The following is a 12,598-nucleotide window of genomic DNA, read 5'->3' on the forward strand; positions in this document are numbered from 1 at the left end:
ATCACAGGAAATTGTTTTAGCAAATTGCGCTAATAAAAATTGAATAATTACTCTATTGGGGTTGAAAACTTAAAATTTGAGCGTACACTTGTGCGCTGAAGTTTGGGCGTACACGTGTAAGTTCAAAGTAATTAAGATTTGATAGAGATTTAACCATGATGACTCAAGTATTAAACCAATTTTCAAAATGGTTTTTACACCATCAAAGTTTTGCAGGCTACATAGAGCCAATAATGCAGGTGTTTAAACCTGCGTGGCGTGCAGGGCAGTTTAGAGCGCAAGTAGTTAGTACCGCTGTGCTTGATGGCGGTTTTTTAAGTGTGCAACTTAAGCCAAGCAAACAATGGCAGGCACATACGTCAGGGCAGCATATAAGTTTAACGGTTGAAATTAATGGGCGATTACTAACACGCGTTTTTACCGTGGCCTCAAGCGCTCAGCAATTTAAAAATACAGGTTTGGTGCGCTTACTAATCAAAACAAATGCGCAAGGGCGCTTTACAGGCTTACTCAGCAGTGCATTAAAAGCGGGGTTGTGGTGCAATATTTCTGCGCCAAGCGGCGACTTTGTTTTTAAAAACACACACACGCCAGCCACTTTTATTGCAGGCGGCTCGGGTATAACACCTATGCTGGCTATGCTTGATGATTACTTAAGCCAAACTACGCAAAAAGTGTCGTTAGTGTATTACGCAAAAGCCACTGAGCATCAATGTGTTGATGAGCTAAGTGAGTTGGCAGCGCAATTTGAGCATTTTTCGTTTTTATTATTAACGCGTGAGCAATCAAGCGATATAACCAGCAATATTAAGCCGTGGGAAAACCCAGACATTTACTGCTGTGGCCCTGCAGCATTTATGCAAACGGTGAGCGATTTTGCTAAAACGCATAAGCTAAATTACTACCAAGAGGCCTTTGGTTTGGCGCTGCCTACCTTAAACGACGACAGCCAATTTAATGTAAAAATTAACGCCAGTGCCCATGTTGTATCGGGCAACGATGTTTTACTGACTCAGTTTGAAGAAAAAAAGCTCCCCGTTAAACGCGGTTGCGGTATTGGTATTTGCCATCAATGCCAATGTATTAAAAAGTCAGGCGTGGTACGTAATTTAAAAACAGGTGAATTGAGTGACAACGGCGAGCAATTAATACAACTTTGCGTAAGCCAACCTGTTAGTGATTTGGAGTTACAATTATGAAAAACATTAACTATGACATGTTCGCAAGCGAGCTAGATGCCATTAAAATGGACACCCTTGGCAAAGTTGGCCAACAAGATGCTGACTATATTCGCTCTGTTGTGCGCAAACAGCGAGTGTGTGAATGGAGCGGGCGAATTTTGCTAATGCTTGGTTTTATTCAGCCACTATTGTGGGTTGCAGGTGTGTTGCTATTAGCGCTTGCTAAAATTTTAGACAATATGGAAATTGGCCACAATGTAATGCATGGTCAATACGATTGGATGAACGACAAGCAACTTAACTCACAACATTATGAGTGGGACATAGCGTGCGACGGGCAAAGTTGGCACCGCGTTCATAACTTTGAGCACCATACTTATACTAATATTATTGGCAAAGACAGAGACTTTGGTTATGGCTTGTTGCGTTTAAGCGATGATTTTAAGTGGCGTTTTAAAAATGTATGGCAGTTTTTTACGTATATTAATTTAAGTGTGTTATTTCAGTGGGGCGTGTCGTATCACGAATTGGCTGCAGAGCGTGTTTTTATTGGTAAAAAGAAAGAAAACCGCGAAGGGCTTGTTTCACACTCTACATTAAAGCATCGCTTTTTTAGTAAAGGCGCTCGCCAGTTAATTAAAGATTATGCGATATTTCCGTTACTTGCAGGGCCTTTATTTTTATGGGTATTGGCGGGTAATTTAGTGGCAAACTTAATCCGTAATTTATGGACGTCGACCATAATATTTTGTGGTCACTTTACTGAAGAAACGCAAACATTTAAACAAGAAGACTGCGTAAACGAAACGCAAGGGCAGTGGTATTATCGCCAAGTACTGGGCTCGTCTAATATTAAAGGGTCGCATTGGTTTCATGTTTTAACGGGGCATTTGAGCTGCCAAATAGAGCATCACTTATTTCCTGATATGCCGTCTTCGCGCTATCAAGAAGTTGCACCTCAAGTACAAGCAGTTTTGAAAAAACACGGTATTGATTACCATACAGGTAGCTTTTTTAAACAGTATACCTCGGTGCTAAAACGTATTATTAGATATTCGTTCAAGTAAATTATTTACTTCTAAAAAATCGGCTAGTGCAACTGCATTAGCCGATTTTTTTGTTTATAGCACCCAATGCGGTTGATTAGTAAACAGCACTTGCAAAAATTTCTCATAGTTAATTAAAAAAGCCTTGCTTTAGCTATGGTTAAATAGCGTGTGATTGTCATACAATGGAGGAAAATAGACCACACAAGAGAGATTAAAATGGCCGCATTTGGTACCGTGTTTATGCCGCAGATGATTCAAGCTCGTTTTTCTGATAATAAATGGAGCGAAAGCTCAATTGTCCCTTCCGATAAACTTGAACTTCATGCTGGTGCGCACGTTCTTCATTATTCAAGTACATGTTTTGAAGGCTTAAAAGCCTTTCGCCATGAAGATGGTTCTGTTTACCTTTTTAGAATGGATGCAAATATTGCACGCATGCAACAAAGCTCAGCGCTATTAAGCTTACCGAGTTTTGACAGCGATATGCTAAAAACGATGATTATCGATATTATGCGCGAATACGCAGATGAAACGCCATTACCGCCGGGCTCTATGTATATTCGTCCAACGCACATTGGTACTGAAGCTGCAATTGGTAAAGCGGCAGCGCCATCAATGAGCTCGCTTTTGTACACGTTACTATCGCCAGTAGGAGATTACTTTGCCGGTGGTGCAACTGCACTGCGTGTACTGCTTGAAGAAGATGGCATGCGCTGCGCCCCGCACATGGGAATGGTAAAAAGTGGTGGTAACTACGCCAGTGCTCTAGCACCTATTAGTGCTGCACGAACTAAGTATCAAGCAGATCAAATTTTATTTTGCCCAGGTGGCGACGTACAAGAAACCGGTGCTGCTAACTTTATACTTATTGATGGCAACGAAATTATTACTAAAGCGCTCGATAGCACGTTTTTACATGGTGTAACGCGTAATAGTATTTTAACCATAGCCAAAGATTTAGGTATGACGGTAAGCGAGCGTAACTTTAGCGTTACTGAGTTATTAGAGCGTGCTGCTAAACCAGGTACTGAAGCGGCGCTTTCGGGCACTGCAGCTGTACTAACGGCTGTGGGTACGTTTATTCATAACGATAAAGAATACAAAGTAGGTACTGGCGAGCCAGGCCCAACTACTGCGCGCCTTCGCCAAGCATTGAACGATATTCAATGGGGTAAAAGTGAAGACAAACACGGCTGGTTAACTAAAATCTAATTATAGATTTAATATCAACTTGCATTAAAAAGCCACCTAATCGGTGGCTTTTGTGTGTTTGGTTACTTTAAGCTGCGCTTATTAGAACTTCATTTCTATTTTGCCGTACACGTAGCGTCCGTTAAATCCATACGGCGAGAAGCTAGAGTAAGCAAATAAACGAGAGAAGGTGGTTACATCGTCAACATTTTCACGGGTTGCATCTGGGTAAACATCAAAAATGTTATTAGCCCCTAAGCTCAGCGATAAGTTTTCACTAAGCGAGTAGGCGACATCTAAGTCGGTTATCCATTTAGGCTTAAGCACTTCGTTACGTTCTGGGATATCTGAAGGGTCTTGAGTTTCACCGTAACGTGTTGTTCTAAGCGTTGTACGTATGTCGTCGTTAGTCCACGTTGCGCTTAAGTTGTACTTATTACGCGGTGTGCTTACTTCAAAACGACGCAGTTCAGTGCCTGAGAACAAGTTGTCTTGATCAAACCCTGCACCTTGCAGCTCTGCTGGTGGGTCGATAATATTTGTTACTTCATTTTTACCGTAGTTGTAACCTAGGTTAAAGGCTAAATCGCCATAACCATCAGTTGCTACATTATAAGAGGCAACCACATCCACACCACGGGTTTTACTGTCAATTGCATTTAAGAAGAAACGACCTTGGTTAGCACCTGTGCCTTGAAGTAAATCGGCAATAGCATCGCCCGATAAGTTGTTTGATAACACAATGCGGTCATCAATTAATATTTGGTAGTAATCAACCGATAAGCTGAAATTAAAGTCGGTAGACCATGTAAAACCTACGCCGTAGTTTGTTGCTTCTTCAGCATCAAGACCCGGTGAGCCCAGTGCTTTTGCTACATCGCTGCTTGGTGCGAACGTACCTGTTTCGGTTGGTTCGCCATCAACAAATACAGTGGCTACTGAGGTAAAGTATTGTTGCTGCAAAGAAGGTGCTCTAAAACCAGTTGATACAGAGGCGCGCAGCGCTAAGTCTTCAGTTAATGAATAACGAGTCGCAACTTTACCGTTAAGTGTATCGCCAAAGTCTGAGTAATCTTCATAACGGGCGGCAACCGCTAAATTCCAATCGTCGGTTAGGTAGGTTTCAAGGTCTATATACAAGCTCACGTTATGGCGGCTATTATCGCCCTCAGACTCGGGTGTAAACCCTGGGAATACTTGTGCGCCCGCTGCGCCAAATGGGCCATCAACAGGGTCGGTTACTGCGCCTCCTGGGCCAAATGTGCCTTGTGCATATGAAGCTTCTTCGCCTGCATCTATTTGGTATCCTTCGCGGCGATACTCAGCACCTACAGCTACACTTACCGAGCTTTCTAAAAAGCTGACGTCTACTTCGCGGCTAAAATCAACGTTTAAAGTAAGTTGATCGTAGGTAAGTGTTCCTGCATCAAAGCTTGTTTGGCTAGTAGGGCCGTATGAGGTATTTAAGCTATTTATAACACCAAACTCAAATGCATCTTGACCATATACAGCCGATACATCGTAATTCCATTCACTTACAAAACCTTTAGCGCCAAGTGCCAGTGAAAAGTCATCTATGTCTGAGGTGATAACAGGTAAAAAGCCATCAGGGTAAACTTCTTCTATATTACGGCTATCGCTTGCACGGCGATAAAAACCACCGCCTTCGCCTTCGCGTTTGCTGTAAGAGCCAAACGAATATAAATCTACTTCGTTTGTTAATTGATACCCCGCGTTATAAAACACTGAAAAGTCTTCTACATCGCCATTACCAAAGTTATGGTTATATCGATTTACGGTAAGTTCACGTGGGTCGAGAGAGCCATCATCTAATCGTGCGTAGTTTTCACGGTTATCGTAGTCAGAGCGGTTTGTTGAATGGCGGTCGCGGTATTCTGTTGAAATGTTTAAAAAGCCATTATCGCCAAGTTCAAAACCCATATTACCTTGCAGCGTTAGTGTTTGGCCGTCGGTTAAAGAACGATCGCCCCCTTCGGTAAAGGCTAAATTACCATCACTGCCTTCAGATACAGACTCAAGCTGTGGTACACCGTCCATTTCGGTTACGTTAGCACCATATATAGCCGCAACTGAACCACCGCTGCTGGCACTTTTAAGCACAATATTAATAACACCGGCTATAGCATCAGAGCCATATTGGGCTGCTGCGCCATCACGTAATACTTCAATGCGGTCGATAGCATTTGCAGGTATCGCATTTAAATCAACAGATGATGAACCACGACCCGTTGAGCCATTTAAGTTAAGTAATGCGTTGCTATGGCGGCGCTTACCATTAACAAGCACTAAAGTGTGATCGGGGGCTAAGCCACGAAGTTGAGCAGGGCGTACATGGTCACTACCATCAGTAAGTGATGCTTGCGGGAAGTTAAAGCTGGGTAATAAATTGCTAAGTAGGGCATTCGTTTCAGTAAAGCCTGAATTTTTAAGTGCATCTGCGCCAATTATATCGATGGGTACTGCGCTGTCTTCTACTGTACGGCCTAATCGGCGAGAGCCAATTACGCTTATTTGTTCGATGTTTTCTTCTGCTTTGGTGTCTTGCTCTGCAGCATTTACGCAGAGCGAACCAAGTAGCGCAGCTGATGCACTCATGGCGAGTAATATTTGTGGTACCGACTGCTGTAATTTAAATAACGGTTTTCTATTCATGCTGTATTTCCCCATACCCATTGAATTATTTTAGTTTTGAACAAAAAGATTAATACCAACCCGCAATAATACTTAATCATTTTTAGGGGCTAAACGTGCCGTTACCTGCGTTAAAAAATTCTCATTTAGAGCAACTAAATAGCGAATTTTTTGCCTAGCTATCAACACGTTTTTCCATCCTCAAAATAGATCACTTAATTAAGCGGATTGGTATAAACTTTTTTGTTACCTTGAACATATACTTAATTAACAAAGTCAGTCAATTGAATAACATTCAATTAATTTAAGGTTTTTTATAATTACATTTGGTTGTTTTTTATAATGACCATTGTTTTAGTTATATAGCGAAGGTGATTGCTAAGTAATTGATGGATAATGAATTATATTTAAAAATTAAATTTAACGTTTAATTAACTGGTAAGATGAGGTTGGTAGATTTAACTAATTATTTGTAGGAAGCCGTTTTTATTGGGCTGGCAATAAACAACTGTTGAGCTATAAATATTTTTGAAAATATAAAACAAAAACACACCCATTAAATGTTAACTGAATTAACATTTAATGGGTGTGTTATAAATTATGTACTACTTATTAGAACCTATACTTTAAAGCATGAAGCAATTTTGTTTTTATAAGTAATTGGTATAAAAAAGAATGCTAAAAATAGTGTTAAAATTTAATTTTTCCAACAAGCATATCTTTAAACATTACCCAATCTCCCCACAAACTGTAAAAAGGGTGTTTAAAAGTAGCAGGGCGGTTTTTTTCAAAAAAGAAATGTCCGACCCACGCAAACCCATATCCAATAACAGGTAATAGCCACAATAAACTGTAGTGTTGTTTTAATAATGCTATTGCGATTACAGCAAGAACGAGGGTGCTTCCTATAAAATGTAAGCGGCGGCAAGTCACGTTGCTGTGCTCTTTTAAATAATAAGGATAGAAAGCTTTAAAGCTTTTAAACGTGGGGTTTGTACTTTGCATAGTGTGCTCTTTTATTGTTTTTTATTTTAATGAGGGTCGTGCTATTAAAGCGTAAGTTTACATTTGTTTACAGCGATAAATGGCGCTTAACGCATCTAAATAGACAAAAGGGCTAAAAGTTAATAACTTAGGCGCACTATTAATAAATAAGAATGGAACTCAGGATGTTTAAACATACTCTAGCGTGTGCTGTAATTGTAGCGCTTAGCGGCTGTTCAGAGCCAACTAATACGGTAACTCAAGAAGAAGTAAAAGCACCTATGAAGCAAGTTAACGCAGTTATATACCCAGAAACAAAAAAAGGCGATGTGGTTGACACTTACTTTGAAGAAACCGTTAGTGACCCATATCGTTGGCTTGAAGATGATATGAGCAGAGAAACTGCCGATTGGGTTAAAACGCAAAACAATTTAACGTTTTCTTATTTAGAACAAATTCCTTATCGCGATAAGTTAAAACAGCGCCTTGAAAAACTAATGAATTACGAAAAAGTAGGCGCTCCTTTTACTGAAGGCGATTACACCTATTTTTATAAAAACGATGGTCTGCAAAATCAATATGTTTTATATCGCAGTAAAGATGGCGGCGACGTTGAAGTATTTTTAGATCCAAACAAGTTTAGTGAAGATGGTACGACGTCTATGTCGGGTTTATCGTTTTCAAAAGATGGATCATTGCTCGCGTATCAAATATCTGAAGGTGGTAGCGATTGGCGTAAAATTATAGTTATTGATACAAAAACTAAAGAGCAAGTTGAAGAAGCACTTGTTGATGTTAAATTTAGTGGCATTGATTGGTTAGGCAACGAAGGTTTTTATTATTCAAGCTATGAAAAACCTAAAGGTAGTGAGCTTTCGGCTAAAACAGATCAACATAAAGTGTATTACCATAAGTTAAGCACAGCTCAATCTGCTGACCAAGTTGTATTTGGTGAAACTGATGCGCAAAAACATCGCTATGTTGGCGCTGATGTAACCCATGACGGCCGCTACCTACTTATTTCGGCAAGTACGTCTACCTCAGGCAATAAACTGTTTATAAAAGATTTAACAAAGCAAAACAGTGAGTTTGTAACGGTTGTAGGAAATACTGATTCAGATACATCAGTTATTGATAACGAAGGCAGCAAACTGTTTTTAGTTACTAACCTTAATGCACCAAACAAAAAAGTAGTGACGGTTGATGCAAGCAACCCAAGCCCAGAAAATTGGGTTGATTTAATTCCTGAAACCAAAAACGTACTAAATCTTACAAAAGGTGGCGATACCTTTTTTGCCAACTATATGGTTGATGCGATTTCGCAGGTAAAACAGTACAACAAAAAAGGCGAGCTAATTCGCGAAATTACATTACCAGGCGTGGGTACAGCACGCGGTTTTGGCGGTAAAAAAGATCAAACAACGCTTTATTATTCGTTCACTAACTACAAAACACCAGGTACTACTTATACGTTTGATGTAGCTACGGGTGAATCGGGTGTTTATCGTAAGTCGGCTATTGATTTTAATAGTGATGATTACACGTCTGAGCAGGTGTTTTACACATCTAAAGACGGTACTAAAATACCGATGGTAATTACCTATAAAACAGGCATTAAGCTTGATGGTTCAAACCCTACAATTTTATACGGTTACGGTGGTTTTAATATTAGTTTAACGCCAAGCTTCAGCCCCGTTAATGCAGTATGGCTTGAGCAAGGTGGTGTATACGCCGTCGCTAATATTCGCGGTGGTGGTGAGTACGGTAAAGACTGGCACAATGCAGGCACTAAATTGCAAAAGCAAAATGTGTTTGACGATTTTATTGCCGCAGCTGAGTACTTAAAAGATAAAAAGTACACATCTAAAAAGCGCTTAGCACTTCGTGGTGGTTCTAACGGTGGCTTGTTAGTTGGTGCAGTGATGACGCAGCGCCCTGACTTATTTCAGGTGGCACTACCTGCTGTAGGTGTACTTGATATGCTGCGCTACCATACATTTACTGCGGGCGCTGGTTGGGCATACGACTACGGTACCAGTGAGCAAAGCAAAGAAATGTTTGAATACATTAAAGGTTATTCACCACTTCATAATGTAAAAGCAGGTGTTGAGTATCCAGCGACTATGATCACAACTGGCGATCATGATGACCGCGTTGTCCCTTCGCATTCGTTTAAGTTTGCCGCTGAGCTTCAAGCAAAGCAAACGGGTAATAATCCAACGCTTATTCGCATAGAAACAAATGCGGGGCATGGTGCAGGTACACCAACGAGTAAAACAATTGAGCAGTACGCTGATATATTTGGTTTTACGTTATATAACATGGGCGTAAAATCTTTATAAAACGTTCCAACTAAATATAAAAACTAAAAAGGCCGAGTAAATTAAATTTACTCGGCCTTTTAGTGTTTGTTAGTAGTTAGCAGTTAGCTATTGCATAGGTGAAAACAATCGTTGATACGTTTTATAAGCGTATTCGTCGGTCATTCCGCTCAAATAATCGCAAATTATACGCATCCCTTGGTTTTGCTTTTGTGCTTCTATGTATTGTGCTTGTGTTGTTTCGGGCAATAAGCGCAGCGGATCGCTAGCAAACGCGGTAAATAACTCTATGAGTAAGTTTTGACCTTTGAACTCTATTTGTTGCATTTCGGGGTCGCGTATTAAACGTTGAAACACAAAATGCTTAAGTATTTGCAATACACTGTCGTATTGGGCATCTAATTTAGCGGTGTACTTTAAAATAGGGCATTCAAAGTCATCGTTTTGAATATCCAAATGTATATGAATAATAAAGGTATTAACCAGCTCACCTATGGCATCTTTTCGCTCATAATCATTTTTTGAAAACAAGCGCTGGGTCAGCGATTCAAGCATGGCGTTTAGCCAGTCAAAGTTTAGTGCTTTTAAATGGGGCAGAGCATGGGTTTGCCAATCGTCTAATGTGAGTACGTGGGTTGCAATGGCATCTTCTAAGTCGTGTACGGCGTATGCTATATCGTCGGCATGCTCCATTATGGCGCTATCGAGCGATTTATACGTTGTTTTAGCGCGGTACTTATCAATAGCGGCATGGTTACCTAGCAATGTTTTATCGTTTTGACTCAGTGGTTCTACTATCCAATTGAATATGGCTGCATCGTCGTTGTATAACCCTTTGGCAGGGCGCCAATCATCCGCTTTTATAAATGCACGACCGGTTGTGGCATCGGGAATGGTATGCCAAAGCGTATTAATAAACGCGGGGTATTTTATAAAACCTAATAAAGTACGACGAGTTAGGTTCATACCGTGCCCATTACTGTAGGGCTCAAGTTTTGCAACTATGCGCAGTGTTTGTGCGTTACCTTCAAAACCACCGTGATCGCGCATCATGTAATTTAGCGCTATTTCACCACCATGACCAAAAGGCGGATGGCCAATATCGTGCGCCAAACACAATGTTTCGAGCAGTCCGGTTGATGGAAAGTGCGTAAAGTCGCTATGTTGCGCTTTTAAATGGCGCAATATGCCAGTACCAATTTGCGATACTTCTAAAGAGTGGGTAAGGCGAGTGCGGTAAAAGTCGTTTAGGCCAATGCCCATAATTTGGGTTTTAGCTTGCAAACGCCTAAATGCAGCTGCATGAATAATACGCGAACGATCGACCTGCCACGGCGAGCGATTATCGTTAGGACGATGTTTATATTGCTCTATTATTCGGCTTTGCCATTGTTTATCCATACTGCTTACTCACACATAGTTAATATTATTAAACTTTGCTCAGTATACCCATGGACTTATAAATTGCGAATGAACAAATGCACTACATAGGCTCTGTTTTATCTAAAACCCAAATACATTGCTGAAAATTCAACCGTAAAAGGTCATCAAACCCCAGTTATTCGCGTTTATAAAGTGGCTTAGGTATAATGCGCCTTCGTATGCTTGTGTATTAACCATGCATAGTTGTTGTTTCAAAGAGAGAATACATGTTAAAAACGATTTTTAAGCTTTTACTAACCGTGTTTTTTGTATGGGCGCTTGCTTACCCGTTTATACAAAGTGACGATGTTGAACTAGATGAACAAACGTCAGAACAACCAAAAAAAGTGAAGAAAAAAGAAAAACCATTACATAATGTAAAACTGCCAAAGTTTTCAGAATTTAGTGATGTTAAAGAAAAAAAACATGCATTTTTTAGCTTTATTCGTCCGCACGTTGAAGCCGAAAACAAAAAAATATTACAGCAACGCGCTAAGCTTGAAATAGCACGCATGATGCTACAAAACGAATTACCTTTAGAAAAAAAGCAAAGCAAAGATATTGCAGCAATATTAAAGTCGTACGGCTTACCAACCACCATTGATACGCTAATACTTACGCAAGCACTACGCCGTGTTGATATAATTCCTAAAGAATTAGCGCTTATGCAAGCTGCAAATGAATCTGCGTGGGGCACATCGCGTTTTGCACGTATTGGCCTTAACTTTTTTGGTCAGTGGTGTTACACAAAAGGTTGTGGCATGGTACCAAAACGCCGTAATACTGGAGCTGCACACGAAGTTGCTGCGTTTAAATCGGTTAGAGCTGCTATAAACTCTTACTTTAAAAACATAAATACGCATCCTGCTTATAAAGATTTGCGCGCAATACGTGAAAACTTACGTCTTGAGCAAAAACCAATTTTAGCGACTGAACTTACACATGGTTTAATGTCTTACTCTGAGCGCGGTGAAGCGTATATAGAAGAGCTAAACACGATGATTAGCCAAAATAGAGCCTACTTTGATGAATAAATACATTTTTAATTGCACCAACGCCATTGCGTTAGTGCTGCTGGGCATGAGTGCATTTAATGTTAATGCAAGAGAATTTGTTATGTCGTATGACGGTTTTTATGACCGATTAAAAGTTGTTAACAAAGGTGACTTTCAATATGCGCGAGTTAATTTTTATATAAGTGATATAGCAACTAACGAAGCGTGTGCCATTAAAAGCGGCACTATTTTAACTGAAAGAAACGAGTACCCACTTAACTTTACCGATAAAGCACAGCTACTATTACCGTTCGATAAGCAACTTGATACAGATAAAGCTGTTATTGTGGTGCAGCCACAAAATCCAGATCATGATTGCCAATTAAAACTTCAAATAGAAGCAAACGAACTTGAAGATTTAACGTTTTCAAAGCAGTCGTTATATACCATTAACGAAGAACTTGATGAGCTGTTAACTGATTTATCGGGCTTTTTTGTAAGTAAATTAATGTGGTTTTTATTACCAGAGCAAAAGGGCGTAGCGGTTACATTTAAAAGCCCAATGCAATTTGATGATAAGAGCATAACGTGCGAAAAGTCTGTGTGTTATTTTGCGGTTGAAGATAACTGGGAAGATGATACCGCGTCACTTGGCGATATATCGCAGGTTATTAAAGTAACGCCTTGGATTGTTAAGTAGCCCACATATAAAAAGCGGCATTTAGCCTAATGCCGATCAGTTAAGAAAATGACCGGTTGACCGATCCAAACGATCATGCAAAATCCGTAGTTAGGAAACTAAC

At 40.1% G+C, this 12,598-nt stretch carries 9 protein-coding genes; 6 read left to right on the plus strand and 3 right to left on the minus strand.

All coding sequences use genetic code 11. From position 1 onward, the window contains the following. Window positions 1-155: 155 nt before the first annotated feature. The 3 genes from QMA08_RS18170 to QMA08_RS18180 all read left to right on the plus strand — a co-directional run bounded on the left by QMA08_RS18170 (window position 156) and on the right by QMA08_RS18180 (window position 3,442). Window positions 156-1,199 carry an iron-sulfur cluster-binding domain-containing protein gene (locus tag QMA08_RS18170; protein WP_007375467.1) on the plus strand — a complete coding sequence of 348 codons (1,044 nt, stop codon included), beginning with the start codon at window positions 156-158 and terminating at the stop codon, window positions 1,197-1,199. Beyond that, complete coding sequence (locus QMA08_RS18175) at window positions 1,196-2,248, plus strand: acyl-CoA desaturase (protein WP_290175171.1); 1,053 nt, start codon at window positions 1,196-1,198, stop codon at window positions 2,246-2,248. Before QMA08_RS18170 ends, QMA08_RS18175 begins: the two co-directional genes overlap by 4 nt. A 192-nt stretch (window positions 2,249-2,440) precedes the next feature. Next, window positions 2,441-3,442 carry a branched-chain amino acid aminotransferase gene (locus QMA08_RS18180; RefSeq protein ID WP_257983256.1) on the plus strand — a complete coding sequence of 334 codons (1,002 nt, stop codon included), beginning with the start codon at window positions 2,441-2,443 and terminating at the stop codon, window positions 3,440-3,442. An 81-nt stretch (window positions 3,443-3,523) separates the two neighbouring features. On the opposite strand, the gene QMA08_RS18185 is transcribed toward QMA08_RS18180, so the two are convergent. Both QMA08_RS18185 and QMA08_RS18190 read right to left on the minus strand, forming a co-directional pair. Next, window positions 3,524-6,094 carry a TonB-dependent receptor gene (locus QMA08_RS18185; protein ID WP_290175172.1) on the minus strand — a complete coding sequence of 857 codons (2,571 nt, stop codon included), beginning with the start codon at window positions 6,092-6,094 and terminating at the stop codon, window positions 3,524-3,526. 669 nt (window positions 6,095-6,763) lie between these two features. Next, window positions 6,764-7,078: a DUF962 domain-containing protein gene (locus tag QMA08_RS18190; protein ID WP_039488198.1), complete on the minus strand. Its 315-nt coding sequence runs from the start codon at window positions 7,076-7,078 to the stop codon at window positions 6,764-6,766. 164 nt (window positions 7,079-7,242) lie between these two features. Here QMA08_RS18190 and QMA08_RS18195 point away from each other — a divergent pair, with 164 nt between their 5' ends. Continuing rightward, complete coding sequence (locus QMA08_RS18195; RefSeq protein ID WP_290175173.1) at window positions 7,243-9,399, plus strand: prolyl oligopeptidase family serine peptidase; 2,157 nt, start codon at window positions 7,243-7,245, stop codon at window positions 9,397-9,399. An 87-nt stretch (window positions 9,400-9,486) separates the two neighbouring features. On the opposite strand, the gene QMA08_RS18200 is transcribed toward QMA08_RS18195, so the two are convergent. After that, window positions 9,487-10,779, minus strand: coding sequence for an anti-phage deoxyguanosine triphosphatase (locus QMA08_RS18200; protein WP_290175174.1), 1,293 nt, complete (start codon window positions 10,777-10,779; stop codon window positions 9,487-9,489). Window positions 10,780-11,027: 248 nt separating this feature from the next. Here QMA08_RS18200 and QMA08_RS18205 point away from each other — a divergent pair, with 248 nt between their 5' ends. After that, window positions 11,028-11,834, plus strand: coding sequence for a glucosaminidase domain-containing protein (locus QMA08_RS18205; RefSeq protein WP_039488203.1), 807 nt, complete (start codon window positions 11,028-11,030; stop codon window positions 11,832-11,834). Further along, on the plus strand, window positions 11,827-12,495 hold the full coding sequence (locus QMA08_RS18210; RefSeq protein ID WP_290175175.1) for a DUF2987 domain-containing protein: 669 nt from the start codon (window positions 11,827-11,829) through the stop codon (window positions 12,493-12,495). Before QMA08_RS18205 ends, QMA08_RS18210 begins: the two co-directional genes overlap by 8 nt. Window positions 12,496-12,598 lie beyond the last annotated feature (103 nt).

Origin of the sequence: Pseudoalteromonas sp. APC 3355 (assembly GCF_030407615.1) — a bacterium.
Lineage (GTDB): Bacteria > Pseudomonadota > Gammaproteobacteria > Enterobacterales > Alteromonadaceae > Pseudoalteromonas > Pseudoalteromonas distincta.